The following is a 26,800-nucleotide window of genomic DNA, read 5'->3' on the forward strand; positions in this document are numbered from 1 at the left end:
CGTGGCGTTCGCCACTTTTCTCGCGGCCGAACAATACCGATGGCAGGCCAGGTAGTTGGCATGACCAGGGCGGATCATGATGCGTTCGACGCGACGGACAGGCATGGATTGCTCCCCTGTGTCGATTGAACTAACATTAGTGGCAAAGGAGATTAGTGTCAATGTCAAAAACTACGTTAAGATCACACCCACATTGTGTTTTTAATCTAAAGTGCCATTTAGTGTTAGTGACCGCTTATCGGCGAGAGGTGATTACATCGGCGATCATGGAGGACCTGGAAATACACATCCGCCGCGTTTGCGAGATGTCCGACGTGGGGGTGCTGGAATTTTCGGGTGAAACGGATCATGTCCATATCCTGCTGGAACTTCACCCCTCCGTCATGCCAGCCAAGCGGGTCAACAGCATCAAGACCGTGACGAGCCGGCGGATCAGGAAAGGCCATTGGGAAACCATCAAGACACAGCTCTGGGGCGAGCGCTTCTGGTCCGGGTCGTACTGCATGCTCAGCGTGGGCGATGGTGCGAACACGGAGATCATCAAGCGCTACATCCAGAACCAGACCAGGCCGTCCTGACGGACGGCGCGCTATCCATCCACACCCAATGCGTGGCTTGGACGTGGAATTCCGCGCGAAATGTTAAAGTTTTAATCTCAAGAGCCGATTTAACATTGTGAAACTATAAAAACAGCACGCCGGCACACCTCGTACAGCTACGATAGCCGCTGCCGGAGTAGACACTTGAAGAGGAACCACATGCCATGAGTTCACCGCTGACAGATGCTACCAGCAGTCTATCGTCTTCTGCGCTGCATGATCTAACTCCCAGACAACGCATGGAAAATGCACTGGACAAACTTCCTGCTCCGGGCAGTGTTCTGGGCGATGCCCAAAGCAATAGTCGGGCCATTACACCTGGCGAACTGGTCGAGCCTATTTCACGTATCAATGAAGTCATGCGTCAACATGGCATCGAGTTTGATTTGAGCGAAGAGCCTGCACGGGTCATTACAAGAGTGGTTGATCGCAACTCGGGTGATGTCATTCGGCAGATCCCTGCCGAAGAAGTGTTACTGATCGCAGAAAGACTTGGGGAGCTCCATGGTCGCTTAATAGACTCTGAAGCCTGATGCCTGGTTAAGAAGCGATGTTTTGAAAACTGATCGCCTCTTCTAATAAGCGCGGCAGACGTACCACTCGCAACCCGCTTTGCGTCAATGCCAGTTCAGCGGATGCTGCGCCTTCATGATAACCGGATGGATCACACCTGCATGTTCATGACATCGCGATAGGACGTGACCAGACGATTACGCACCTGCAGCCCCATTTGAAACGCCACGCTGGACTTTTGCATGTCGACCATTACATCGTTGAGCTCGATACCCGGCTCGCCGCTTTGAAATGCCATGGCCTTGGCATTGGCATTTAGCTGCAACCGGTTGATGCGCTGAATTGACGCCTGCAATTCGCTGCCAAAACTTCCTTGTCCCACCGAAGCCGTCAGCTGCTGACCTTTGAGCTCATGCCCGGCTGCCTGCGAGGCCAGCCCTTGCATTTGCTGTAACGCCGATTGGATAGCGGGAGAACTCATTGGAAGCCTCGAATAGCAAAAAATAAAATAATGCGGGTAGACTAACACCGCTCACCAATAGCTCGTCCGTATAAATACGCCCGGAAATCCTGGCTTTTCTTTCCTTTAGGGTAGACTCGCCGCCGGATAATGGCGTCCATCATAATTCCGCCTCATTATTTTGGCGGACAACCGCGATTGACGGATGCAGCCTATGCCTTGTTTGGTGATGCGCCTTGGCCGCCTGCTGGTTTGCGCTTTTTCGGAGAGATACGCATGAGCGAAACCAGCACGGCTCCAGGCCGTCAGAACAGCACGACCAATCACAAACCCAGTGATGGATCAACGAACGCCGAGCCTAAGAGCGCCTCTTCCACGGATCGTGTTGTCCAACAGCTGCGTGGCAATCCCCTGGTAGCCCTGTTGATAGCAGGTGCTGCGAGTATCGCTGTGGTAGTCGCTTTACTGATGTGGGCATCCAGCCCGGATTACCGGGTACTTTATACCAATCTGGAAGAAGCGGATGGCGGTCGCATCATCACCGAGCTGGACGCTCGGGGCATTCCCTATCGTTTCAGCGAGGGGGGGGGCGCGCTGCTGGTGCCGGACGAAAACGTCCATGCCCTGCGCCTGCAACTCGCAGAACAGGGGCTACCCCAGGGCGGCAATGTCGGCTTTGAGCTGATGGAAACCCAGGCGTTCGGTATCAGTCAATTTGCCGAACAGATCAATTACCAGCGTGGCCTGGAAGGTGAGCTCGGAAGCTCCATCGAATCGCTGGGGCCGGTGGAAAAAGCGCGCGTCCATCTATCCATGGCCAAGCCATCGGTATTTGTACGTGACCGTGAGCCAGCCAAAGCCTCGGTAGTACTGACCTTGTTACCAGGTCGCGTACTCGGCGACGGCCAAGTCAGTGCCATCGTGCACATGGTGTCGAGCAGCGTTCCCGAACTTGCCGCAGAGGATGTAACCGTGGTGAATCAGAACGGGCGCCTACTGTCTGCTGATTCCCGCCAGAACAATGATCTTGACGGCTCGCAACTGAGCTACATTGCCGAAGTCGAGCGTTCCTACCAGCAACGCATCGAGCGCATCCTGACACCGCTACTCGGCAGCGATAACGTACGCGCCCAAGTGGCGGCGCAAATTGATTTTTCGCGCAGGGAAGAAACCTCGGAACGTTACGGCCCCAACCAGCCGCCCAACGAAGCAGCCGTACGCAGTCGTCAGTCCAGCCTGTCTTACGATGGAGATGAGGCGTTGGCTATGGGTATTCCCGGTGCACTCAGCAACACGCCGCCGGGTGCCGCCCCTTCTCCTATCAACCTCCCCGATGTTGACGAGGAAGACCTGGACGAGGAACAGACAGAGGCGCTGCAGGCATTACGCAACCTGCGCCAGGATGACGTCGTCAATTACGAAGTCGATCGTAGTATCGAACATATACAGTACCGTTTAGGACAGATTGAGCGCCTGACCGCCGCCGTGGTGGTCAACTTTCGCGATGAGCTCAACGAAGAGGGAGTGCTGGAGCGAGTTCCACTGACGGACCTTGAGGTCCAGCAGATCGAAGGACTGGTACGCCAAGCCATGGGGTTCTCTCTGGCGCGTGGCGATGAAGTGGATGTGGTCAATAGTCCCTTCACCCGCGCCGAAGAAGAAGCCCCCCTCGAATGGTGGCAGCAGTCAGAAATTCTGGAAATGGTAGCCAGCCTTGGGCGCTATTTGCTGGTAGGCCTGGCCATCTTGCTGCTCTACCTTTTGATTCTTCGCCCGCTGATAAAACGCTACACCCACCCCCCCGTCATGGCGGGAATGCCGGGCGGCTTCCAGGTGAGCGTAGGCGAGGACAGTGAGGAAAGCGAAAACAAGGCGAGCGAAGACGGTCAGGACGTCGATGACACCTACAACAAGCCGAAGCGTCAGCGCAAGACGTCGCTGTATGAACACAACCTCAATGATCTACGCGAAATGGCCCAGGAAGATCCTCGCATGGTTGCCATGATCATTCGCAGCTGGATGAACAAATGAGTAATGCTATCGCTGAGATGAGCGGTGCTCGCAAGAGCGCCATCCTTTTATTGGCTCTGGATGAAGACAGCGCTGCCGAGGTCTTCAAATACCTGGGCGCCAATGAAGTCCAGGACATCAGCGTGGAAATGACTCGCCTGCACCAGGTCTCCCATGAAGACATGAAGCTGGTGCTGGAAGCCTTCCACAAGGAAACCGAAGAGTTCGTCGCGCTCAACCTTAATTCCAGCGAGCACATACGCTCCGTTCTGACCAAGGCACTGGGCAACGAGCGCGCCTCAAGCTTGATCGAGGATATTCTCGAAACCACTGGCAGCAATTCCGGTATCGATTCGCTCAACCTGATGGAAGCTTCAATGGTCGCGGAGCTTATCCGTGACGAGCACCCCCAGATCATCGCTACCATTCTGGTCCATCTCGAACGTCATCAGGCGGCCAGTGTACTGGAGCTGTTCGAAGAAAAGCTGCGCAACGACGTGGTGCTGCGCATTGCCACGTTCAGTGGTGTTCAGCCGGCGGCACTTCAGGAACTGACCGAAGTGCTTTCCAGCATGCTGGAAGGTCAGAACCTCAAACGCAGCAAGATGGGCGGCGTAAGAACCGCAGCCGAAATTCTCAACTTGATGAATTCCAGCCAGGAAGAACTTGCTATCGAGACGGTACGCTCGCACAGCGACGACCTGGCCCAGAAGATCATCGACGAGATGTTCCTGTTCGAAAATCTGCTCGACCTGGACAACCGTGCGATTCAGATGGTGCTGCAGGAAGTCGATACAAACTCCCTGGTGGTGGCCCTCAAAGGTGCTCAGGACGCTCTTGTCGACAAGTTCCTGCGCAACATGTCCCAGCGTGCGTCTGACCTGATTCGTGAAGACATGGAAGCCCGCGGTCCGATTCGGGTATCTCAAGTCGAAACCGAGCAAAAAGCCATCCTTCAGGTGGTACGCCGCCTGGCCGACGCCGGCGAGATAGTGCTGGCCGGTGGAGACGATGCCTATGTCTGATCCACGCGCCCCTACTTTCGATCGCCACGGCGATTGGCGGCGCTGGCAGATGGACGAGTTGCCCCAGCCATCAAGCGGGTTCGCCAGTACGCCCCAGGAAAACGCTGCCTCGCAGCAGCGGCGTAAAATTCAGGCCGCAAAGAAGGCCGCCGAACAGGCACGCCAACGCGAACAGCAAGAACGCAAAGCGCTACATGACAAGATTCGCCAGCAAGCCGAACTAGACGGCCACCAGGAAGGCTTCGACCGTGGCCATGCCGAAGGGCTTGAGCAAGGCCTGGCAGAAGGACGCAAACAGGCGGAAGAAGAACTAACGAAACAGCTCAAAGCCAAATTAAGTCCGATCAAAAATCTTGCCGAGCAATTTAGTACCGCCCTGACCCAGCTAGATGATGAGATCGCGCACGACCTGGTGGAGCTTGCATTGGCCACCGGCAAGCAACTGGCCGCAGAGGCGCTGAAAGATACGCCCGAACATATCCTGACGGTCGTTCGAGAGCTTTTGCACACCGAGCCTCCCTTAACCGGACAGCAGCGCCTGTGGCTGAATCCAGACGACCATAGGCTGATTGATGAGCACCTGGGGCTCGAGCTCGACGCTGCCGGCTGGAAGCTACAGCCGGATGACCAACTGCCCCGCGGAAGCTGCAGAGTGACCAGTGCCCAAGGTGAACTGGATGCGACATTCGAAGGGCGCTGGCAGGCAATAAAAGCCCAGGCACGCAAGCGTCCTCCCAGTACAGCGGATGCCTTGTCGTCCTCTACGAGCTGAGGTCACTCATGTCAGACACTCTCAATCCCCACCGGCAGCGTTGGCAACATGCGCTACAGCGCACCCACCAACGTATTCAACACCTTCCCCATCATCGCACCAGTGGGCGAGTGATTCGCGCCACCGGCATGGTGATCGAGGTCGTAGGGTTGCGGGTGGCGGTAGGCAGTGCCTGTCGTATCGAGCTGCCCAGCACCAAGACCCATGCGGAAGCTGAGGTAGTCGGGTTTGCCGGCGACAAGTTGTTCTTGATGCCACTTGAAGAAATTTCCGGCTTGATGCCCGGCGCACGCGTGACACCTTTGGGTGAAGGCAGCGGACATAGTGCACGGCGCTTCCCCCTCGGCGATTCTCTGCTGGGCCGGGTGCTGGACGGTAACGGCAACCCTCTGGATAACGGCGCAAGCGTGGAAGAAAGCCCTCGCGCCACCCTGGCAACCATCCCCTTGAATCCTCTCGCTCGGGCGCCAATCGATGCCCAGATCGATGTAGGTATTCGCGCCATCAATGCGTTGCTCAGTGTGGGGCGTGGCCAGCGCATGGGCTTGTTTGCCGGTTCCGGGGTGGGCAAGTCGGTATTGCTGGGCATGATGGCCCGTTATACCCAGGCCGATGTGATCGTCGTGGGCCTGATTGGTGAAAGGGGCCGCGAGGTTCAAGACTTTATCGACAATATTCTCGGCCCCGAAGGACGTCGACGTGCCGTGGTAGTCGCGGCCCCAGCGGACACCTCGCCGCTGCAGCGATTGCAGGGTGCTGCCTATGCAACACGGCTGGCGGAAGGTTTTCGTGACGAAGGGCGTAACGTGCTACTGATCATGGATTCCTTGACGCGCTATGCCATGGCCCAGCGCGAAATCGCCCTGGCAATCGGCGAGCCGCCCGCGACCAAAGGCTACCCGCCTTCCGTATTCGCCAAGCTCCCCAGCCTGGTCGAACGCGCCGGAAATGCCGAACGCGGGGGCGGCTCGATTACCGCTTTTTATACCGTGCTCACGGAAGGGGATGACCAACAAGACCCTATCGCCGATTCGGCACGCGCCATTCTAGATGGCCATATCGTGCTTTCCCGGACCTTGGCCGAAGCGGGACATTATCCTGCCATCGATATCGAAGCATCCATTAGTCGTGCCATGACAGCGATCACCACACCCGAGCAACAACGGCATGCCCAGCGCTTCAAGCGCCTATTTTCAAGATACCAACGCAACCGTGATCTGATCAGTGTCGGCGCCTACAGTCCAGGCCATGATCCACAGCTGGATGAAGCCGTTCAACGCTTCCCTGCGCTTGAACGCTTCTTGCAGCAAGAGATGCAGGAATGTGCGACCATAGACAAGTCGCGTCAGGCACTTGAAGCGGTCGTAGGAGGGTAATCATGAGTGCATCACAATTTGATACCTTGATCGAACTGGCTCGAAATTCACGTGACCAGGCCGGTCTTTCACTCGCCAACGAACGAAAGAACGAACAACAGACCGTGGCGCAAGTGGAATCGCTGGGACGTTATCGCCAGGAATATGCCCAGCGTCTACAAACTTCCATGCGTCAAGGTATCGATCCGGCAAGCATGTACAATTACCAGCAATTTCTCGCATCGCTGGACGCCGCTTTGGTGAAGGCTCGCCAGGCATTGGCAGCCCAGCAGCAGCGCGTTACGCAAAGCCAGCAATATTGGCAGCAGGAACAGCGTAAGCTGTCTTCCTACGATACGCTGGCCTCACGCCGTGCGGCCGAACAACAGCGCAATGAGCAACAACGTGAGCAAAAAACCAGCGATGACTTGGTTAATGGTCGTTTGGCGCGTCGCCTTGCTGATACCCATTCCCACTAGCGGCTCCAGGGACTGACATGAATATTCAAATGTTACTTTCGGCCGCTCAGGGCCAGAATAATCCGTCTAGCCTTCAGGCTAACGCTAGTAAAACTGGCGTACGGGAAGCAGGACTGTTCGATAATGCGTTGGCCAAGGCCGCTCTATTGGCAGAAGGCGCTGAAGCGAAACCCCAGGTCTCTGCTCAACAGGGCAAGAACGCATTAGCTTCACTCGCGCCCTATGCCGAGCTGTTGCAATCCCTGGAAGCTGGGACACTCGATCTGGATATCAGCGCCCAGGAATTGGAAGCGTTGCTCGAACAGTCACAAGATGGATTGGCGGCTGAAGCCACTGGCCTGGATGAAATTGCTGCGCGTCTTGCACTGCTGGCCGAATTCGACACCCTTGAAATGAGCGCGGAGGGCACGCGCCTGCAAGAAGGTGAAGCGTTAGCCGCCGCCCAAGAGGTATCTCTGCAACAGTTGCGTACGGCGCTACAATCCTCTGAAAAAGTAGCAGAGCTGATGCAGCAAACGGACACCTCCCAGGCTGAAATTGCCCCGCTAGTACAGCTTACTGAGCTGGCACGCAGCATGGCGGCGTCTTCAGCTCAAACATCTACGCCTGCTCAAGGCAATGACAGCTCCCGGGGTTCCCTGCTGGATGCCCTGGCAACGTCTCAACAAGCTCAGCCGCGCCTGAATGATAAAGGCGAACAGCCTATACGGCCTGCCTTGGACACGACGCAACTCCAGCGCCCAGTCAGCGAAGCTATGGCTAACTCGATGGTGGACAGTCGACTTGCAGGCGGGAGCCTTCCCACGTCAGAGTCTTCCCTGGCCGCCGGCATGCAAGCTCAGCCGTCCTCTCAGTCTCAGCCAAGCCTGGTGGGCCTGAATACGGCGACATCGGCTCCTGCGCAAGCCAGCATATCCACGCCGGTGACCCATCAAGCCTGGCCGCAGCAGCTTGGCCAGCAACTGATGCAATTCACTCAGCGCGGCGGCGAGCAGCAGATTCAAATGCAGATTCACCCCGCCGAACTTGGGCCACTTTCCATTTCCTTGAAAGTTAGTGAGCAAGGAACTCAGGTTCACTTTCTTTCAGCCCACGCCCAGGTACGCCAGGTCATCGAACAGGCGATTCCCCAGTTACGAGAAGCCTTGGCTGAACAAGGCATCTCACTGGGCGAAACCTCTGTAGGCGACCAATCTGATGGTCAAGAGTTTGCCGATCAGAAATCACCCAGCCAGCCAGGTACCGACGCCATTGGAACGGCTGTGAGTGATAGCGAAGGTGACGCACAAGCATCTACTACTTTAGCCGCATATTTAGAGGGTCGCGTTGATCTCTACGCGTAGAAAAACGCTATAAAAAAACAAGGTTAAAACAAGAGATAAGCTCACCCCGCGGGCTTGTTCCTTTCATCAGCCTCGCTAGTTTTAGGCATAATGCGCCTCACTGGGGCTAAGCTCGGAGTTAACAGGAACAATAATGGCAGAATCAAGCAATGGATCGAAGAAGCTGATCTGGATAATGGTATTTCTGGTATTGCTGTCTTCAGCAGGTGCCGCTGCTGCCCTGTATATGGTCATGGGCCGTGATGCAGACACCGATACAAGCGAAGCACAGCAAGTGACCGAACGACAGGCACCCATTTTCCTGCGTATCGAACCGTTTACGGTCAACTTGGCAGATGACACTCATGGCTCACGGTTATTGTATGTGGGCGTTACACTGCGTGTCGGCGAAGAGCAGAGCAAGGAACTCCTTGACGAGCATATGCCCCAGGTACGCAGCCGCTTGCTTACCTTGTTTTCCGGAAAACAAGCCACTGAATTGACGTCGCCGGAAGGCAAACAGCAGCTGGCAAATGAAGTCATTGACCGGTTAAGTGTGCCCATGACGGAAAATCAGCCTCCGCTGGATTTACGTGAAGTGCTCTTTACTGAATTCATCGTGCAATAACCCGGGAATCTGGAGCCGTCATGTCGCAGGACGATCTACTGTCCCAGGAAGAAATTGACGCCCTTTTAAAGGGCGTCAGTGGTGAGGAAGAACCTTCGTCATCGGCTCAATCAAAAGACGAAGCACGCATTCGTCCCTATGACCCTTCCACACAACATCGCGTGCTTCGAGAGCGCCTGCATGCCCTGGACTTTATCAATGAGCGTTTTGCGCGCTATTTCCGCACGGGTATGTTCAACCTGATTCGACGTAGTGTCGATATCACCGTGGAGTCGGTGCGCTACCAAAGCTTTAGCGATTTCTCACGTAACGTACCGGTACCTACCAACATCAACATCGTCGCCATGAAACCTCTACGTGGCTCGGCATTGGTGGTTTTCCCTCCCAATCTGGTCTTCATGGTGGTGGACAACCTGTTTGGCGGCGATGGTCGTTTTGTAACAAAATCCGAAGGACGCGATTTCACCGACACTGAACAACGCATTATTCAGCGGCTGCTAAACTTGGCGATTGATGCCTACGAACAAGCCTGGAAAGTTGTTTATCCTCTCGATATCCAGTTTCTGCGTTCGGAAGTCCAGTCGAAGTTCGCCAACATCACCAATTCCCCTAACGAAATCGTGGTGAATACCCGGTTCAATCTGGAAGTAGGCAACCTTTCGAGTCAATTTCAGATTTCAATGCCCTACGCCATGATTGAGCCGTTGCGTGACTTGCTGGCCAACCCGATCAACGACAGCAATCAGGATCAGGACGGCTCTTGGACAAAGCGCATGGCTAGCGAGCTGCGCCATTCGGAAATCGAACTGGTTGCGGAATTTGCCAAGATCCCTAGCCGTATCGCCCATGTCATGTCACTCAAGAAAGGTGACGTACTGCCTTTTGACCTGCCCAGCACAGTCGTGGCCAGTGTTGATGGGGTACCGGTCATGGAATGCGACTACGGCAGCCAGAATCAGCAACGGGCACTGCGAGTTTCCCGCATGCTCGACCATGCCGCCATGAACAATGTATCGTCCAATGACTTCATCAAAGGGTCAACGCTGAAGCAAGCCAAGGAATTCAAGCATGACTGATCCCAACAAGCCCGATCAGAATATTTCTGATGATGACTGGGCCGCCGCCATGTCCGAGCAGGATGAAACCGAACAGGGCAATACTCCCAGCGAAGAAGCTCCCCTCGAGGAAGATGACCCTTGGGCCGCCGCCATGGCGGAACAACAATCCGTCGAGGAAGAGCAGGCCAGCCAGGAGGCAGCACAGCCAGAGCAGCCGGCTACGCCCGCCAAGCCGGCCAGTGAAGATATATTTCGTCCGCTATCTCAAGATACCGGCACCGGTCAGCCGCGCGATCTGGAAATGATCATGGATATCCCGGTCAAGTTGACCGTGGAATTGGGTCGCACCAAGCTCACCATCAAGCAATTGCTCGAACTCGCTCAGGGTTCGGTGATCGAGCTTGAGGGCCTGGCCGGTGAACCCATGGATATTCTGATCAATGGTTATCTGGTGGCTCAAGGGGAAGTTGTGGTAGTGGACGATAAATACGGCATTCGTATTACCGAGATCATCACTCCCTCCGAGCGTATTCACAAGCTGAACCGATGAGTGCCGAGACTCCTTCCGCACAGGACAGCATGCCACTCGAAGCACTAGGTAGCGGCAGTGACGCCTTGCTAGGCATGGCGACATTGGGTAAAACCGCTGCCGCCCTGGCGCTGGTAATTGCCATCATTCTTGCTTGTACCGCCCTGCTGCGCCGCTGGAATACGCAGCGCTTCCACCATGGGGCTCATATCAAGATAGTGGGAACCTCAGCGGTAGGTAACCGTGAGCGTGTGGTGGTTGTCCAGGTGGAAGATACCTGGCTAGTGCTGGGTGTCGGCAGTGGGCGAATCACCAAACTGCATGAGCTACCCGTGCCGGAAAGACAGGATGAATCCCATTCTTCTTCGCAAAGTGGATTCTCCCAACGCCTGGCTCAGTCGATAAAGTCCTATTCGAAGCAAAAAAAAGGTGCTCCCAACGCACCTTCCGATTCTCGTCATACTCAATGAGATACTGGATGCCGTATTCCTTGCCCGGCTGGCAACGTCTGCTTGCGATAGGTTTGACCGGCCTGGCTTTCTTGTTGCCGCTCGCCGCCTTTGCCCAAGAAATTCCAGGTATCGTGAGCGAACCCCTGGAAGGGGGCGGACAGCAATGGTCACTGAGCCTGCAAACCTTGCTTCTGCTCAGCAGTATGGCTTTCCTGCCGGCCATTTTGCTGATGATGACCAGCTTTACGCGAATTATCATCGTGCTCAGTCTATTGCGCACCGCAATGGGTACCCAGGCGACGCCTCCCAACCAGGTCTTGCTGGGGCTTGCACTTTTCTTGACGTTTTTCGTCATGTCGCCGGTACTGGCTCAGGTATACGAGAATGCCTGGTTACCCTTGACCGAAGAAACCATCAATTTCGAAGAATTCATGCTGATAGCCCAACAACCTTTTCGTGAATTCATGCTGGCCCAGACGCGGGAACCGGATATCGCCATGTTTGCTCGCCTGGCGGATGTCGGGCCGTTACAAGGCCCGGAAGACCTGCCCATGCGGGTTCTCTTGCCTTCCTTTGTCACCAGCGAGCTGAAAACCGCCTTCCAGATCGGGTTCACGATTTTCATTCCCTTCCTGATCATTGACCTGGTGGTGGCCAGTACGTTGATGGCCCTGGGGATGATGATGGTACCTCCCATCACGATTTCCCTGCCATTCAAATTGATGTTGTTCGTTCTGGTAGATGGCTGGCACCTGATCATCGGCTCCTTGGCAGAAAGTTTTTACATGATCTAGCCCCCCGGCCAAGTCTATCTCGGAGGCGAAAGGAGTACATCTAGATGACACCTGAAATGGTCATGAACATTGCCTACCAAGGCATGCGTGTCACGCTACTTCTTGGCGGACCGATGCTACTTGCCGCCTTGTTGACAGGTCTTATCGTCAGCCTTTTTCAAGCCGCGACTCAGATCAACGAAATGACGCTGACGTTTATTCCCAAGATCCTTGCCGTCTTTAGCGTACTGGTCTTTGCCGGCCCCTGGCTGATAGGCCTGATTGTCGACTTCACGCGGCAGTTGTTTATCAACATCCCCAGCATGGTGATGTGACCAGTGGTCGAAGTCACCTTTGCCCAATTACAAGCATGGCTGGTGGCGTTCTTGTGGCCGTTTGCCCGTATCACTGCGTTCATGGCCGCGGCCCCCTTATGGGGGCACTCGAGCGTTCCCAACCAGGCCAAAGTGGGGCTTGCCGCTATCGTCGCGGTAGTCATTGCGCCCGTACTTCCAGACATGCCCGAGGTTGCGGTGCTCTCCTGGGCGGGGCTCGGCATCATGGTGGAACAGATATTGATCGGCCTGGCCATCGGCATGGTGATGCATGTCATATTTGCCGTGGTTCAGGCGGCGGGTGAATTTATCGGTTTGCAGATGGGGCTTGCCTTCGCCAGTTTCTTCGATGCCGCTAGCGGCACCAATATCATGGTGCTGTCGCGCATCTTCTACATGGTTACCCTCTTGATGTTTCTCGCCTTCAATGGCCACTTGATGGTGCTGGAAACCCTGGTGATGAGTTTCCAGGTGCTACCCATCGGTATCGGCACCTTCAACCCAAGCGCCTTCGATATGCTGGCGCGTTATGGCGGTACTATCTTTTCTGCTGGCATGCTGCTGGCATTACCGCTAGTGGCATCGCTCTTGGTCATCAACCTGGCATTGGGCATCCTCAACCGCTCGGCACCCCAGCTCACCGTTTTCAACATTGGTTTTCCCATGTCGCTGATTACGGGCCTGGTGTTATTGATGGTATTGATGACGAAGATGGGAAGTTTCCTGCAACGCCTATTCAGCAATGGCATCGATTTCATGCAGCGTCTGATCGAGGCCATGGCACCGCTTGGCTGAATACCAGCCAAGAAGAATATAGATACAAAAAATGCCTTGGCTATGTTGACCAAGGCATTTAGTAAACAAGCTACATGCAAAGCGTTACATGTAGTTGAACAGGGACATGCCTTTTACATCAACGAACGCTTTTTGGGCTGCCTGCATCCCCACCTGGCGCAAGCTGTATTCGGAAATTGCCTCGTTGTAATCCAGATCGACCAGATCCGACAATGTCTGTTCGTAGTTGAGCATCCGGTTGCTGCCCACCGCATCCACCACATCCAACTCGTTCAGCCGCGCCCCGGCCGAGGCACGCACCGTAAGAACGTTATCCAGGCTGTTATCCAGATCCCGCATGGCAGTGTTTAGCGTGTTACGCAGATCGGCTTTCTTGGCCGGATCATCCGCGGGGGTTTCCAGCACGCGGATGGCTTCTTCCATGGTACGGAAGAGGTTCGGCTCGCGCTGTTCGCTGCCCGCCTGGGCAGCCAAGATTTTATCCCCGGTCTCAGGGGTTCCTTGAAGGGTAATCGAGACACCACCAAAACTCACCTGCTGCACGGAGTCATCTTGATTGCCCGTGTAAGCAATATTAGATTCCACAGCATTCCAATTGGTGCCATCAAACGTCTCGATATTGAATTCGCTGTCACTCGTAAAGTTGATCTGAAAGTCTTTCCCGTAATCAGTATCGTTCACGTCACGTATCTGCGGTCCACCGAAGGTGACATTTCCTTGGTTGCCGGACTGTGCTTCCGCCACATAGCCGGCACCGCTGGGTACGCTCTTGAAGATGGTCTCGCCATTGTCGGCTACCGGCATAAGGCGAGAAGCATCGATGCGCTGTTCACGGGCGTTGCTGTCACCGTTGTATTGAACGTTGCCGTCCGCATCTTTCACGAACGGCGGGGCATTATCCTTGTAACCACCGAACAGGTAGCGACCGTTGCCATCGGTGGCATTGGCCTGGCCCAGCATGGTTTCGTAGATGCCCTTGAGCTCGCTCGCGACTGACTGACGATCGACATCGCTCAGCGTATCGCTTGAAGCCTGCACCAGCAGTGTCTTGGCACTGATGTTGGCATCGCTGATGCTGTTAAGGATGCTTTCGGTCTGGGCCAGCGAATTACGCGCAGATACGCGTGAATCCGCATACTGCTCGGTCGCGGCCTTGGCTTGATCCACCCCCACTGCCCTTGAAGCAGCCTGAGGGTCATCGGAGGGATTGACCACCCGGCGGCCACTGGCGATTTGCTCACTGACCTTGAGAAAATCGCTCTGCTGACGATTCATCGAGGCAACGCTCTGTCCGAACATGGTGAGGGTGCTGATACGCATGATTCAGTCTCCTATCGATCAGCCCCGTAGGCCAAGAATGGTATCCATCAATGTTCCGGCAGTATCGATCACCCTCGCATTGGCCTGGTAGAACTGCTGGTAACGAATCAAGTTCGCGGCCTCTTCATCCAGGCTAACGCCGGACTCGGACTGTTGCACGGCCTTCAGTTGATCCGTCAGCCCTTGGCGAGCATCCAGATTGACCTGGGTGATATTGGCGCGGTTACCCACATCGCTGACCATGGCGCCATAAGCACCGCTCACAGAAGCGCTACCGCCGACAATCGATTCGGCTTGCAAGTTCTGCAACTTCAGAGCGTTGGTATTGTCACCGGAAGCTCCCGATTGACCCGCTGCAATCTCGTCCAAGTTGATGATATTGGTTTCCATGCCATTGCCTGCCCGTCGGACTGGCTGAATTTCAAAGCTGTCACCATCTTGCGGCACACCGCTGAACTCAATGCTGACACCACCAAAATTTAATTCGTCATCGTTATTCCAAGCGTTTTGATCGAAATCAATAAACTGACCGTTATCGTTACGGGTAACCACTGGATCACCGGCCTCAAAACTGACGGTATAGTCAGTCGCCCTAAGGGAATCAATCTGATCGGGGACAAATTCCGCGCTAGTGATAGTGACAGCGGGCAAGCTATTATTTGTATCGGCATACGTTTGTGGGGGGCGCATTGCAAAGAAATCCTCCCCCTGCTCACCATTGAGATCCACGCCCAGCTTGTGCTGCTCGTTGAAGGCAGTCGACAAGGATACGGCCAGCTGGCCGATCTGATTCTGTGTCTTGTCCAGGGTCTCTTCGCGGAAAGTCATCAAGCCGCCCAAGGTACCACCGGTAACCACATCCTCACTCAGAGTCACCAGATTACCACCGCCATCACGGTAACCCACCACGGTACGCTGAGGATCGGCGTCCGATTTCACCGTTTCCAGCTTGTAGGAATCGGTGCCGGTAACCAAAGGCTGACCATTGGGCAGACTGATATTGTAGGTTTTGCCATCCTGGATATTCAGGCGAAGGTCCATTCGCTCGTTGAGTTCGGAAACCATGTTATCGCGCTGATTCAGCAGACTGTTGGGAGCCTCGCCCGTACGGGCTCGTGCCAGGGCAATTTCCCGGTTCAGCCCGGCAATCTGCTCGGTGGTGTTGTTGATCTGGGTAACTTCGTCCTTGATCTGGTTATTGATATTGCCCTGCATATCTTGCAGATAACCATCGAAGGAGCGGAACTGAGCGCTCAAGGTATTGGCCGTTCCCAATACGCCTTGGCGAGCGGCCGGGTCTGAAGGAGCACTTGCCAGGTCTTCCAGGGAAGAGAAAAAATTCTGCATCAACGGCGCCAGCCCGGCGTCGCGATCCGCCAACAGATTATCGACCTGCGTCACCTGGTTTTGATACGTCTGCAAGGCACTGGATTGGGTCTTGGCATTGTTGAGCTGATCAGCGACATAGGTATTGAATTGGCGTTCAATATCGTCGACGCGGACCCCGCCGCCCTCGCGGCCTTCGCCAAGCTGGGTCAGCTCGCGATTGTAGCCAGGCGTATAGACGTTGCTGATGTTGTTGCTGGTAGTATTCAGGGCATTCTGCGCCGCATTGAGGCCGCTTAGCCCAACAGAAAACATGCTCATGGTCTCAGTTCCTTAAGCCGATAGAAAGTCTATCGGCATTACGCAGAATAACTTGAGGCTCACTCAATGACTTAGCGGCTGTCAGCCAGAAAATCACCGCCAGCGCTCAAGGGGCCCATCGTACTCATCACGGCAATCAACTTGTCGGCGTAGCGCGGGTCGGTGGCATAACCACCTTGCTGCAAGGCATGGGCGGCTTGTTGAGCGTCAGGAGCATCCAATACCGCTGCATAGCGCGAATTGTTACCAATCAGGCCGGCGTAGTCGGTGAACGCCTGCTCGAATGAGTCATAGGCACGGAAACTATCCACCACTTGGGTACGACGGCCATTGATATATTCGTGGGTCACGACATCGGTGGTTTTGCCTTGCCACTGGCTGCCCGCTTTTATACCAAACAGATTGTGGCTATTGCCGCCGTTGGAGGTGGCGATTTCATGGCGCCCCCAACCGGTTTCCAGAGCGGCCTGGGCCAGAATCAATTCAGCGGGCACACCCGTGGCACTGCTCGCCGCCTGGGCGGGCTTGGCCAATCGGTCGATGAATTCCTGGATATGCTGGGGTGTGTCACGCAGAGAGCCCGCTTCTGGAAGCGCAGCGGTCACGGCGTTATCGCTGGAAGCCCCTGTTGAGGAACTGCCTGTTGAGGAAGCCCCTGCTGACATCGTGGCGAGTTCGTCCAGAAATGAGCTCTGTTTAGCCATTGCTGCAACTTGGGATTCTTCCGCCATGCCTGAAGTGCGCAGTGGCTCATCCAGCACTCGCGGCGTTCCCCTGGGAATACCCGCAATCAGGGCTTGAGTTTCACTGTCGACCTGGCGTGCCTCACCCGAGCGAGTTACCACGCCCTGGTGCTCAAGCTGCTCGACCAGGGCGTCGGCCAGTCCCATGCCGCGCGAGGCCATGGTCTGGGACCATTGTTTATCCAGCATCGACTGGAACGTATCGGTCTCGCGGCTATTCATCAAACCGGAAGCCGGAATGGCATCGCGCATGCTTTTCATCATCATCTGAATGAATAGCGCCTCGAACTGCTGGGCAGCGCCTTTCACACCGGCTTCCGGGTCCATTCTTGCGGTATGCTGCAAACGCTGCAGTCCCTGCATATCCAGCGCAAACTGATTGCTGACGTCCTGCACGCTCATCAAATGATCTCCAGTTCAGCACGTAGCGAGCCGGAAGCTTTCAGCGCTTCCAGAATCGACATCAAATCCTGGGGCGTCGCCCCCAGTGCATTCAAGGCGTCAACCACTTCACTCAATTGGGCGCCTTCGACAATTTGCAGGTAGGCCTCTTGCTGTTCGATTTCGATATCCGTATCCGGCACCACCACCGTCTCACCTTCACCGAAAGGTGCGGGCTGGCTGACGCCGAAATTGGTATCGATCGTGATCGACAGGTTGCCGTGGGCCACCGCCGCCTGGCGTAGGGTCACGGCACTATTGAGCACCACCGAGCCTGTGCGGGCATTCAATACCACTTTTGCCGGCGCCTGAGTCGGCGTGACCTGGACGTTTTGCACCCGCGCCATGAAATTGACCCGGGCGTTGTCGGTGGTGGGGCCATCCAGCGCAATCACTCGGCCATTGCGAGCTGATGCCACTGTCTGGCCGAATTCATTGTTGATTGCCTCGACCATACGTTGCACGGTGCCGAAATCCGTATCATTCAGCTGCAGTTCCAGCAGGCCGCCATTGGTGCCCAGCGCAAGGGCCACCTCACGTTCGACCAGGGCGCCGTTAGGTATGGACCCGCTCGCCTGCTGGTTGATCTGAACGCTGCTTCCTCCAGCTTGCGCCCCGGCACCCCCGACCAGCATGTTGCCTTGAGCAATGGCGTAAGTGTCACCATCCGCACCTTTCATCGGGGTCATCAAGAGGGTCCCGCCACGCAAGCTACTGGCATTGGCGATTGACGACACCACCACATTCAGCCGCTGACCAGGGCGGGCAAAAGCGGGCAGATCCGCCGTTACCATTACCGCCGCCACATTGCGTAACTGCATATTGGTACCCGGCGGAATCGTCACGCCCAACTGTGAGAGCATGTTGCTCAGGCTCTGGCTGGTAAAAGGTGCCTGAGTGGTCTGGTCACCGGTGCTATCCAAACCCACCACCAGGCCGTAACCCACCAATTGGTTATCACGCACACCGGCAAACCCCGCCAGTTCCTGAACACGCTCCGCCTGGGCCGGGAAAGCCAGCAGGCACAGCAAGGCAAGCACCAGCAGCTGCCGGCCCTGCCACCACGAGAAAGGTTTGGTGTTATTCATGATCATTGCTCAGCTCAGCTCGGTTCAGAACGGCGAAACGTTGAGGAAGAAACGCTGCAGCCAACCCATGTGCTGGGCTTCATTGATATAGCCATCACCCACATATTCTATCCGGGCATCCGCCACCGAAGTGGAAGGTACGGTATTTTGTGTGGTGATCGTGCGTGGATTGACCACCCCCGCGAAGCGAATGAACTCGGTACCCTGATTGATCGCAATCTGTTTTTCGCCGCGCACACGCAGGTTGCCGTTATTCATTACCTCAAGTACGGACACCGTAATGGTACCGGTAAAGGAATTGTTGGCTTGGGAGCCCCCACTTCCGGAAAAATCACTTTCCCCGGACACATCGAAGCCGTAGTCCTCAAGCACACTCAACATATCCGGAATCTGTTCCAGCTCCAGGCCGGCGGATCCGTTGCGGTTGGCATTCGATTGAGAATTTTTCGAGGCACTGACCTCCTCGTCCAGCACGATGGTCAGAATATCGCCCACGGCTCGCGGCCGCCGATCTTCGAACAAGGGCTGATAGCCGCGGCGTGCCTGGTAAATCGAACCGTTAGGTACCGGTGGAGGTCGATCGACGATAGTGATCTGCTCCTGTTCGCCCACCACCGAGGCCCGCGGTATCTGTGCACAGCCGGAGACGCCCAGAATCAGTAAGGCCAAAACCAGCCATGCCCAGCGTCGCGAATTGGCTACCTTGGGCATGGCTTGGCTGGTCATTTTCGTCACCTTACAACTGGCTCAAACGTGCCAGCATTTCATCACTGGTGGTGATGGCCTTGCTGTTGATTTCGTAGGCGCGCTGGGTCTGGATCATGTTGACCATTTCCTCGACCACACTGACGTTGGAACCTTCCACATAGCCTTGGAACAAACGCCCGGCGCCATTCATGCCCGGCATATTCTGGTTGGCTGCCCCGGAGGCGCCTGTTTCAAGATAAAGATTTCCCCCCACGCTTTCCAGACCTGCCGGATTGATGAAGGTAGTCAAGCTAACCTGACCCACCACGCTATCCTCAGTGACTCCCGGCTGGCGCACACTCACCGTGCCATCTTCGCCAATGCTCACTGACAAGGCATTCTCTGGAATGAAAATCGCCGGTTCCATCGGGTAGCCATTGGCGGTGACCATCTGGCCGTTTTCATTCAACTGAAAGCTACCGTCGCGGGTATAGCCGGTGGTGCCATCCGGCATCAGTACCTGAAAGAAGCCACCGCCGTTGATGGCCATGTCGCGGGAATTTTCGGTTTGTTCCAGGCCTCCCTGGGTATGTAAACGCTCGGTGGCCACGGCGCGCACCCCGGTACCTACCTGCATGCCCGAGGGTAAACGGTTCTGGATATCGTTCTGAGCGCCTGGCTGACGCATGTTCTGGTATAAAAGGTCTTCAAAGACGGGTCTTGAGCTCTTGAAACCATTGGTGCTGACGTTGGCCAGGTTATTGGAGATCACGTCCAGCTTGGTCTGCTGGGCCTCCAGACCGGTCTTGGCCGTCCATAATGAGTTGATCATTCAATGAATTCCTTTAGTCCCTGAAAACTGAAGCACCTGAAAACTCAAGCACCTAAGAACTGGAGCGCCCGAAGGCTCGGTCAGCCCTGAATCGAAAGAAGGTTGTTGGCGCGTTGAGCATTTTCATCGGCGGTCGTGATGACTTTCATTTGCATATCGTAGCGGCGCGCCACGTCGATCATCGAGACCATGGCGTCCACAGCGCTGACGTTGCTGCCCTCGAGCGCCCCACTGACCAAGCGCGCATTTTCATCGCCCGCCAGAAGGCCCGGCTCGCCTTCATCATTATTCGGCGCTCGGAACAGGCCGTCTTCCCCGCGCTCAAGGTCACGATTGTCTTCCGGGGTTACCAGCTTGATACGCCCGACATTGACCAGCGCATCGGGGTTTTCTCCCGCGCCGATGGCACTGAGGGTGCCATCGGCCCCTATGGAGATTTGCGCTCCCTGGGGAACGCCGACAGGTCCGGCATCACCCATCACTGGGCGCCCCTGGCTCAACAGGACGCCATCGCTGTCGATCTGCAGATCCCCACGGCGGGTATAGGCCTCGGTGCCATCATCGGCTTGTACCGCCATCCAGGCATCGCCTTCCATGGCCACATCCAGGGTGCGCCCGGTTCGCGTAATCGGTCCTTGGGAGTGATCCGTCCCCGGTACCGTCGCCACGGTCGAGGTGCGAGTCGCCAGCAAGGCGTCACCCTGTACCGGAACCGAACGGGCGGCGTGTAGCTGAGCGCGAAAACCGGTGGTGGAAACATTGGACAGATTCTGGCTGACCACGGATTGTTGGTCCATGCTCAGCTTGGCGCCGCTCATGGCGGTATACAGCATACGATCCACGGTTTACTCCCCTTGATGACAAGCGAAACGAATAAGGGTCACAGGTTGATAATGGTCTGCAACAGCTCATCCTGGGTACTGATGGTCTGGGAGTTGGCCTGGTAAGCACGCTGGGCGATGATCATGTTGACCAATTCAGACGCCATGTCCACGTTGGAGGTTTCCACCGCGCTCGGTTCAATCAAACCACGCAGACCGGTTCCCGGCGCACCCACCAACTCTTGGCCGGAAGACCCCGTGGCCGACCAGAGGTTATCTCCATCCGGCTTCAAGCCTTCCGGGTTACGGAAACTGACCAGCGCAATCTGACCTGCGGCAAGGGACTGCTCGTTGGAGAAGTTACGCACCACGGTGCCGTCATCCTCAATGATTACGCCAACTAGCGAACCTGAGGTATAGCCATTCTGGTTGATATCATTAACGGTGGAATTGTTGGCAAACTGTGTGCTGCCGGCAAAGCTCATGTCGAAATCAAGAACCTCGAACTCATCCCCCAGATTAAAACTGAGTGACTGGTCTGCTCCACGCATCAAGCGACCACTTTCATCGAAGCGCATGGTTCCTACCGTCTTGTCGTAGGAAGGTGCGCCTGCTGGGCCCCCGCTCAAACGCGAGTCAACCTTCCACTCGCTCCACTCGGTAGCATCATTAGAGGCTTCCAGCTTTGTGAAATAGAGTGTTAAGTTACGCGCATTTCCCAGTGAGTCATACACTGTAGCGTTGGTGGAATAGGTGTAATCATCCGTATTACCCGGTGTCACTTCAGGAGCAGCAGCTGCAGGTAAGTATTCGTTATTCAATTCACCAATAGTAAGAGTAGACGCTGTTGCGGAAATGGCATCCATTGCAAAACTTCCATTATTGGAATCATATTCAATCTCTCGGTAAACCAGGGGTGCAGCTGCTGGATCTTCAACCACAGTTACAGCTACCCCGCTTTCATTGCGCAACTTATTGCTAGCATCAACGCTATATACGCCACCAGAGTTATCGACAAATACGGTTTGGCTATTGTCTACAACCGACAGACCATCAACTGCCGTATTTGTACCTTCTTCAACAAAATTCTCACCATCATATTCTACGTTAGCTCCACCTGCAGTCTGAAGAACATTGTTAGTAGAGGAATCGATAACAAGTCCTCTCACTTCAGGAGTGGTGGGGTCATCTTGTATATAGTAAAGCCTGTGATTGGTAGTAGGAGCAGTTCCATCTCCCTTCACAACGGCACGTCCATCAGGCGCATAAACGAAGTCACCTTCGAGACCTGCCTCTTCCGCATTCAGGTTCAGAGAAACAGCCAAGTCGGTGGTGGCGCTTGCGGGCATATCACCCGCATCAACTCTTAATGCCCCAACGTCCCCACCAGCCTGAACTTCACCAGCAGCATTAGCAGCATAACCCATGATGCTGGCACCTTGGGCGTTAACCAAGCGGCCCTCGGGCGTCATGGTCAACTGGCCGTTACGCGAATAACCCACTTCACCACTGGGCTGCTGAAAGCGGAAGAAGCCTTCGCCTGCAATTGCCAAGTCCATATTGCGGTTGCTGGACTCGATGTTGCCCTGGCTAAAGTTCTGCAGAGTGGCAGAGTTACGCGTACCCAAGCCGATACGCGACTCGGCGAAAACGTCGGCAAACTGGACGCTGGAACCCTTGAACCCCACGGTCTGGGAGTTGGCGATATTGTTACCCACGGCACCCAGTGTTTGTTTTTGGGCATTCAGACCGCTCAAGGCTTGTGAAAAACTCATTGGTGTTCCCCTGAAATATTGTTAACTGCCTAGCTATCAAAGAATCTGCTTGACCTGATCCAGCGTGACTTGACCGTAGACACCGCCGAGATCCAGCTTCACACTGCCATTCTCATCGGCAGGCGTGATGCCATTAACCAGGGCATAGTTCAGCGCGTCGGACTGGAGGGTTTCACCCTCAGCGTCAGTGACCCGGTAGCTTACTTTGTAGGAGCCGTCAGCGACGGGATCGCCATCGGTGGTGGTACCGTTCCAACTGAACGACTCCACGCCGGCCCGCACCGCGCCCAAACTCTTCTCGTAAACCACCTCGCCACTCTGGCTGGTCACGGTAAGCTGGACATTTTCCGCCGGGCGATCCAGTTCGATGCCGAATGGCGTGGCGTAAACCCCGCTTTCATCATCCGAATGTACCTTGACGGTATTTCCAGGCACCAATACGGCCTTGTCGATCAGCCCAGTGGCCTGCAGGGTTTGTCCGGCATTCATCTGAGCAGTAATACCATTAAGCGTATCGTTAAGCTGCTCGATGCCACTGACGGTATTGATTTGCGCCAACTGCGAGGTCATTTCCGCGTTTTCCATCGGGTTCAGCGGGTCCTGATTTTCTAGCTGCGTGATCAGCAGGGTCATGAAGCTTTCACGCAACTCATCGGACTGGCTAGCCGGCATGCCGGTCTTGCCACCACCATTGATGCTGTTGATGACGCTGGTATCAATATTCATAGGATTAACCTTCTCCCAGAGTGAGCGTTTTCATCATCATCTGTTTGGTGGTGTTCATGACTTCGATATTGGCCTGATAGGAACGCGAGGCGGAAATCATGTTGACCATTTCATGCACCGGCTCGACGTTGGGCTTGGCCACGTAACCCTCTTCATCGGCGGCGGGGTGGCTGGGCATGTATTCCATACGCAGCGGGGAAGGGTCTTCGACCACTTCACTCACCCGCACACCACCGATTCCATAACGGTTCTGGGATTGGCTTTCAAACATTACCTGCTTGGCACGGTAGGTTTCGCCATCCGGGCCCGCTACGCTATCGGCATTGGCCATGTTGCTAGCGGTCACGTTCATGCGCTGCGACTGGGCGCTCATGGCGGAACCCGCAATATCAAAGGCGGAAAACATCGACATTTAGTAAAGCTCCTGCCGGTTATTCCGGCTGCATGGCATTCTTCAGGCCTTGAATGCGGCTGTTCAAGATCGTTAAAGCGGCCTGATAGCGCACGGAATTATCGGCGAACTGGCTGCGTTCCCTGTCCATATCCACGGTGTTGCCATCCAGGCTGGGCTGGTCTGGAATGCGGTATAGCAAGTCACTGTGACTGCCTCCCGCAGGCGGCCCCTCTCCTTGCAGATGACGCTCGGAGGTACGTGACAGGACCAAGCCACCGCGGCCACCCGGCGACTGCCCGCTTTCCACGGCTTTTTGCAGCTCACCCGCGAAATCCATATCGCGCGCCTTGTAATTGGGCGTATCCGCGTTGGCAATGTTGGCTGCCAGCACTTCATGGCGGGCCTGGCGCAGACCTAACGCTTGTTGATGATAGTTAAAGGCAGATTCCAGTTGATCGATCATGCCGTTCCTCTCTGAGAGGCAAAATTCAAAGGGATTTGTTGATGATGAAGACTACCTGCATGAATGTCAGCCTAAAGCATGGAACAGCTCATGTTTCACCCAGCATTTCTCATTCTTCCGTACGCTGGCACAGGCTATACTGAGTGGTTACCCTCTCTTTTTGCTGACCTCTGGCGATTTTCCCATGCGCTTGTTTATTACCTGTCACTGGCTGCGTCACGCGATTGCCGTCGTCGGCTTGGGCCTGTTAGCTGCAAATATCACCTGGGCCTCCGAGACAGATGATGCGTTCATGCAGCGCGTTCATGGCTTTCTTTTCGAGCAGGCACAGCCGCTGGGGGAGGAGGTAATCATCGAATTGCGCGCCCCTTCACGCCACCTTCCGCCCTGTATCGACCCAAAGCCTTTCTTGACCAATGCTGACCAGGCGCCTGTCGGGCGAGTTTCCGTCGGGGTGCGTTGCGGGGAAGATGGGGGCCAGGTGCGCTACATGCAGGCTGAGATCGGCGTGATCGGCACTTACATGATTGCAGCTCATGACATTGAACGTGGCGCGATAATAAGCGCCTCAATGTTAACCGAGCGTTCAGGCAATCTGAACGAGCTTCCCGCGCAAGCGCTGCTCGAAGCAGAGGCCATCGTGGGACAAATGACGCGCAGCCCAATACGCGCGGAAAGTATCTTCCAGGCGCATTTCCTGCAAAAACCTCCCTTGGTGGAACGCGGCCAGCGTGTGACGGTCGAAGCTCGTGGTAGCGCTTTTCGCGTGACGCGCGAAGGTGAAGCCTTGGAAACCGGGGGGGCGGGAGACCGTATTCGGGTTCGTTTCGGTCCTAGAGAACTCATTTCCGCAAGGGTCACTGAAAACGGCACCTTGGTGGTGGATTTTTAGTGCAAAATAGCTAAAGTTCTTCTTCTCGCAGTCGATACCTAGTGGTAACCAGCGCACAAGGCTATTCGACGGTGACGACGAGGCAGACAACGTGAAAATCGACAATATCCATTCGCTCTTGCGCACCAACCAGGTGCCACAGCGAGAAGAAACCCAAAAGGCCGGCCCTGCCAAGGCACCTGAAGCGGCAGCGCATTCCTCCAGCACCACCCAACTCAGCCAGAGTAATGTCAGCGACAGCCAGGATGTCGACGTTGCCCGGGTGGAGGAAATTCGTGCAGCTATCCGTGAAGGCCGTATGGAAATCAATGCCGACCGTATCGCGGATGGCCTGATTGCCAATCTCAAGGAAACGCTTGGAGATGACCAGCAATGAGCCTAGCCCGCTTGCTCGATGATCAACAACAGCGCTTACAAGCCTTGATAGCGCTACTCGAGCAGGAGCAGCAACTGTTGGCTCAGGGTGATATCGACGGTGACGCTCTCGCTACTATCGCGCATGAAAAACAAGCCGTGCTGAGTGACCTGGAGCGGATGGAAACCTTGCGCCGCACTGTACAGCAGCGCCTGGGCTATGCCGATGGCCATCAAGGTGCCATGGAAGCCGCTCGGGATGCGCAATGTGCCACGGCCTGGGAAACACTGCTGACCAAAAGCGAACGTGCCGCTCGCCTGAATGAACTCACGGGCCAAATGCTTTCCTTGCGCATGAAACATAACCAGCAGATGTTGGATTATATTCGCCACATCGCAGAAAAAACGCTCTACAAGCCGGACGGCCGCAATAGCTCCCAGCCCGGACGTATCAACGCCTCTGCCTGACCCTCGACTTTTCCGCATTAACACGCTTGAATGACTGCCCACCAGTCTTTAGAGCTTACCTATGCTAACGCAATTACCCGAGAATTTTACTGCCTTGGTCACTGGAGCTTCAGGTGGCATCGGCGCTGCAATAACCAAGGCATTGCTGGATTGCCCGCACCTGGGCCAGGTCATTGCAGTCAGCCGCCAGTCTCCAACAATTACCGATCCACGCCTTACATGGCTCAAACTCGATGTTTCGGTAGAAGTCGACCGCTTGGCGTTATGTGAACACTTGAATAAACAGCCACTGCATTTGGTGTTCAATGCCATTGGCACACTTCACGATGAAGCACGTGGCATTCAGCCGGAAAAACAACTTGGCCAACTGAATGAGGAAGCCTTGTCAGGCTTGTTTCATACCAATGCGATAACGCCAGCATTGCTTCTTAGCGCTTTGCAAGATTCCCTTAAAGGCAGCCATCCCGCTATTTTTGCTAGCCTTTCGGCGCGAGTGGGATCCATTTCTGATAACCGGCTGGGCGGCTGGTATGCCTATCGTGCAAGCAAGGCTGCGCACAACATGCTGATGAAAACGGCGGCGATAGAGTTGAAGCGCTTTAACAAGAAGGCTGTCGTGCTTTGCCTGCATCCCGGCACGACTGACACCGCTCTTTCCCAGCCCTTTCAAGCCCGCGTCCCCGAACACAAACTGTTCACACCCGATTTCGTGGCAGAGCGCTTGTTGTCAGTCATCTCACAACGCACACCTCAAGATACCGGCACATTCTGGGATTGGGAAGGCAAGCCGGTCGATTGGTAATACAGCGTTATTGTTTACCGCCCGCACGACAAACACCTCTCGGCCTGCCTGCGTGCGGGCCGAGAGGCTGGGCCTGTTTTCCGGGCAAAAAAAATCCCCCGGGGCGATTAGCCTCGGGGGATTTTTTCGAATAGGTGCCTGACGATGACCTACTCTCGCATGGGGAGACCCCACACTACCATCGGCGCGGAACGGTTTCACGACTGAGTTCGGCAAGGGATCAGGTGGTTCCCGGACGCTAT

The 26,800-nt window shown here is 55.4% G+C and carries 31 protein-coding genes and 1 rRNA gene; 19 read left to right on the forward strand and 13 right to left on the reverse strand.

Annotated elements, in window-relative coordinates:
• The first annotated feature begins 161 nt into the window (after positions 1-161).
• A complete protein-coding gene (gene tnpA, locus DU506_RS17280) occupies positions 162-578 on the forward strand; it encodes an IS200/IS605 family transposase (protein ID WP_114488130.1) in 417 nt (138 codons plus the stop codon).
• A 185-nt stretch (positions 579-763) separates the two neighbouring features.
• On the forward strand, positions 764-1,132 hold the full coding sequence (locus tag DU506_RS17285) for a flagellar protein FlaG (RefSeq protein WP_114488131.1): 369 nt from the start codon (positions 764-766) through the stop codon (positions 1,130-1,132).
• A 131-nt stretch (positions 1,133-1,263) separates the two neighbouring features.
• Here the strand turns inward: DU506_RS17285 and fliE are convergent, their stop codons facing one another.
• Positions 1,264-1,593, reverse strand: a complete 330-nt coding sequence (fliE, locus tag DU506_RS17290) for a flagellar hook-basal body complex protein FliE (protein ID WP_114488132.1) — start codon at positions 1,591-1,593, stop codon at positions 1,264-1,266.
• Between the two features lie 255 nt (positions 1,594-1,848).
• Here fliE and fliF point away from each other — a divergent pair, with 255 nt between their 5' ends.
• From fliF to fliR, 13 genes are all read left to right on the forward strand, one after another.
• Positions 1,849-3,603: a flagellar basal-body MS-ring/collar protein FliF gene (gene fliF / locus DU506_RS17295; protein ID WP_114488156.1), complete on the forward strand. Its 1,755-nt coding sequence runs from the start codon at positions 1,849-1,851 to the stop codon at positions 3,601-3,603.
• A complete protein-coding gene (gene fliG, locus DU506_RS17300; protein ID WP_114488133.1) occupies positions 3,600-4,607 on the forward strand; it encodes a flagellar motor switch protein FliG in 1,008 nt (335 codons plus the stop codon). The genes fliF and fliG overlap by 4 nt, the downstream gene beginning before the upstream one ends.
• Positions 4,600-5,379: a flagellar assembly protein FliH gene (locus DU506_RS17305; RefSeq protein WP_114488134.1), complete on the forward strand. Its 780-nt coding sequence runs from the start codon at positions 4,600-4,602 to the stop codon at positions 5,377-5,379. Before fliG ends, DU506_RS17305 begins: the two co-directional genes overlap by 8 nt.
• A gap of 8 nt (positions 5,380-5,387) precedes the next feature.
• A complete protein-coding gene (fliI, locus tag DU506_RS17310; RefSeq protein WP_114488135.1) occupies positions 5,388-6,755 on the forward strand; it encodes a flagellar protein export ATPase FliI in 1,368 nt (455 codons plus the stop codon).
• A 2-nt stretch (positions 6,756-6,757) separates the two neighbouring features.
• Positions 6,758-7,213, forward strand: coding sequence for a flagellar export protein FliJ (gene fliJ, locus DU506_RS17315; RefSeq protein WP_114488136.1), 456 nt, complete (start codon positions 6,758-6,760; stop codon positions 7,211-7,213).
• A gap of 17 nt (positions 7,214-7,230) precedes the next feature.
• Positions 7,231-8,556 (forward strand): flagellar hook-length control protein FliK, encoded by a 1,326-nt coding sequence (locus DU506_RS17320; protein ID WP_114488137.1) that lies wholly within the window; start codon positions 7,231-7,233, stop codon positions 8,554-8,556.
• A gap of 133 nt (positions 8,557-8,689) precedes the next feature.
• Positions 8,690-9,163: a flagellar basal body-associated protein FliL gene (gene fliL / locus DU506_RS17325; RefSeq protein ID WP_114488138.1), complete on the forward strand. Its 474-nt coding sequence runs from the start codon at positions 8,690-8,692 to the stop codon at positions 9,161-9,163.
• A 20-nt stretch (positions 9,164-9,183) separates the two neighbouring features.
• Positions 9,184-10,239 (forward strand): flagellar motor switch protein FliM, encoded by a 1,056-nt coding sequence (gene fliM / locus DU506_RS17330; RefSeq protein ID WP_114488139.1) that lies wholly within the window; start codon positions 9,184-9,186, stop codon positions 10,237-10,239.
• Positions 10,232-10,771, forward strand: a complete 540-nt coding sequence (fliN, locus tag DU506_RS17335; RefSeq protein WP_114488140.1) for a flagellar motor switch protein FliN — start codon at positions 10,232-10,234, stop codon at positions 10,769-10,771. The genes fliM and fliN overlap by 8 nt, the downstream gene beginning before the upstream one ends.
• Positions 10,768-11,220, forward strand: a complete 453-nt coding sequence (gene fliO / locus DU506_RS17340; protein ID WP_114488141.1) for a flagellar biosynthetic protein FliO — start codon at positions 10,768-10,770, stop codon at positions 11,218-11,220. The genes fliN and fliO overlap by 4 nt, the downstream gene beginning before the upstream one ends.
• An 8-nt stretch (positions 11,221-11,228) precedes the next feature.
• Positions 11,229-11,996: a flagellar type III secretion system pore protein FliP gene (fliP, locus tag DU506_RS17345; RefSeq protein ID WP_114488142.1), complete on the forward strand. Its 768-nt coding sequence runs from the start codon at positions 11,229-11,231 to the stop codon at positions 11,994-11,996.
• A gap of 44 nt (positions 11,997-12,040) precedes the next feature.
• Positions 12,041-12,310: a flagellar biosynthesis protein FliQ gene (gene fliQ / locus DU506_RS17350; protein ID WP_114488143.1), complete on the forward strand. Its 270-nt coding sequence runs from the start codon at positions 12,041-12,043 to the stop codon at positions 12,308-12,310.
• 3 nt (positions 12,311-12,313) lie between these two features.
• Complete coding sequence (gene fliR / locus DU506_RS17355) at positions 12,314-13,105, forward strand: flagellar biosynthetic protein FliR (RefSeq protein ID WP_114488144.1); 792 nt, start codon at positions 12,314-12,316, stop codon at positions 13,103-13,105.
• An 84-nt stretch (positions 13,106-13,189) separates the two neighbouring features.
• Here the strand turns inward: fliR and flgL are convergent, their stop codons facing one another.
• The 11 genes from flgL to flgB all read right to left on the reverse strand — a co-directional run bounded on the left by flgL (position 13,190) and on the right by flgB (position 24,042).
• A complete protein-coding gene (gene flgL / locus DU506_RS17360; RefSeq protein WP_114488145.1) occupies positions 13,190-14,425 on the reverse strand; it encodes a flagellar hook-associated protein FlgL in 1,236 nt (411 codons plus the stop codon).
• Positions 14,426-14,443: 18 nt separating this feature from the next.
• Positions 14,444-16,072: a flagellar hook-associated protein FlgK gene (gene flgK, locus DU506_RS17365; protein ID WP_114488146.1), complete on the reverse strand. Its 1,629-nt coding sequence runs from the start codon at positions 16,070-16,072 to the stop codon at positions 14,444-14,446.
• A gap of 71 nt (positions 16,073-16,143) precedes the next feature.
• The gene (gene flgJ, locus DU506_RS17370; RefSeq protein ID WP_114488147.1) at positions 16,144-17,217 is read right to left on the reverse strand and encodes a flagellar assembly peptidoglycan hydrolase FlgJ; all 1,074 of its coding nucleotides are present in this window, start codon (positions 17,215-17,217) and stop codon (positions 16,144-16,146) included.
• On the reverse strand, positions 17,217-18,344 hold the full coding sequence (locus tag DU506_RS17375) for a flagellar basal body P-ring protein FlgI (protein WP_114488157.1): 1,128 nt from the start codon (positions 18,342-18,344) through the stop codon (positions 17,217-17,219). Before DU506_RS17375 ends, flgJ begins: the two co-directional genes overlap by 1 nt.
• A 24-nt stretch (positions 18,345-18,368) precedes the next feature.
• Positions 18,369-19,055, reverse strand: a complete 687-nt coding sequence (locus DU506_RS17380; RefSeq protein ID WP_114488158.1) for a flagellar basal body L-ring protein FlgH — start codon at positions 19,053-19,055, stop codon at positions 18,369-18,371.
• A gap of 25 nt (positions 19,056-19,080) precedes the next feature.
• Positions 19,081-19,863 (reverse strand): flagellar basal-body rod protein FlgG, encoded by a 783-nt coding sequence (gene flgG, locus DU506_RS17385; RefSeq protein ID WP_114488148.1) that lies wholly within the window; start codon positions 19,861-19,863, stop codon positions 19,081-19,083.
• Between the two features lie 80 nt (positions 19,864-19,943).
• Positions 19,944-20,705: a flagellar basal body rod protein FlgF gene (locus DU506_RS17390; protein ID WP_114488149.1), complete on the reverse strand. Its 762-nt coding sequence runs from the start codon at positions 20,703-20,705 to the stop codon at positions 19,944-19,946.
• A 38-nt stretch (positions 20,706-20,743) separates the two neighbouring features.
• Positions 20,744-22,459 carry a flagellar hook protein FlgE gene (locus DU506_RS17395; RefSeq protein ID WP_235825744.1) on the reverse strand — a complete coding sequence of 572 codons (1,716 nt, stop codon included), beginning with the start codon at positions 22,457-22,459 and terminating at the stop codon, positions 20,744-20,746.
• A gap of 36 nt (positions 22,460-22,495) precedes the next feature.
• Positions 22,496-23,185, reverse strand: a complete 690-nt coding sequence (locus DU506_RS17405; protein ID WP_114488150.1) for a flagellar hook assembly protein FlgD — start codon at positions 23,183-23,185, stop codon at positions 22,496-22,498.
• Positions 23,186-23,189: 4 nt separating this feature from the next.
• Positions 23,190-23,597, reverse strand: coding sequence for a flagellar basal body rod protein FlgC (flgC, locus tag DU506_RS17410; RefSeq protein ID WP_114488151.1), 408 nt, complete (start codon positions 23,595-23,597; stop codon positions 23,190-23,192).
• A 19-nt stretch (positions 23,598-23,616) separates the two neighbouring features.
• Complete coding sequence (gene flgB, locus DU506_RS17415; protein WP_114488152.1) at positions 23,617-24,042, reverse strand: flagellar basal body rod protein FlgB; 426 nt, start codon at positions 24,040-24,042, stop codon at positions 23,617-23,619.
• A gap of 184 nt (positions 24,043-24,226) precedes the next feature.
• On the opposite strand from flgB, the gene flgA reads away from it, so the two are divergent.
• The 4 genes from flgA (at position 24,227) to DU506_RS17435 (ending at position 26,558) form a co-directional block, all read left to right on the forward strand.
• A complete protein-coding gene (flgA, locus tag DU506_RS17420) occupies positions 24,227-24,934 on the forward strand; it encodes a flagellar basal body P-ring formation chaperone FlgA (protein WP_114488160.1) in 708 nt (235 codons plus the stop codon).
• 91 nt (positions 24,935-25,025) lie between these two features.
• Positions 25,026-25,310, forward strand: coding sequence for a flagellar biosynthesis anti-sigma factor FlgM (gene flgM / locus DU506_RS17425; protein WP_114488153.1), 285 nt, complete (start codon positions 25,026-25,028; stop codon positions 25,308-25,310).
• Positions 25,307-25,756 (forward strand): flagella synthesis protein FlgN, encoded by a 450-nt coding sequence (locus DU506_RS17430; RefSeq protein WP_114488154.1) that lies wholly within the window; start codon positions 25,307-25,309, stop codon positions 25,754-25,756. Before flgM ends, DU506_RS17430 begins: the two co-directional genes overlap by 4 nt.
• Positions 25,757-25,817: 61 nt before the next feature.
• On the forward strand, positions 25,818-26,558 hold the full coding sequence (locus DU506_RS17435; protein WP_114488155.1) for an SDR family NAD(P)-dependent oxidoreductase: 741 nt from the start codon (positions 25,818-25,820) through the stop codon (positions 26,556-26,558).
• Between the two features lie 136 nt (positions 26,559-26,694).
• Here the strand turns inward: DU506_RS17435 and rrf are convergent.
• Positions 26,695-26,800: ribosomal RNA gene (rrf, locus tag DU506_RS17440) — 5S ribosomal RNA — on the reverse strand; the annotation flags it as partial.

Origin of the sequence: Vreelandella rituensis (assembly GCF_003336665.1) — a bacterium.
GTDB lineage: Bacteria > Pseudomonadota > Gammaproteobacteria > Pseudomonadales > Halomonadaceae > Vreelandella > Vreelandella rituensis.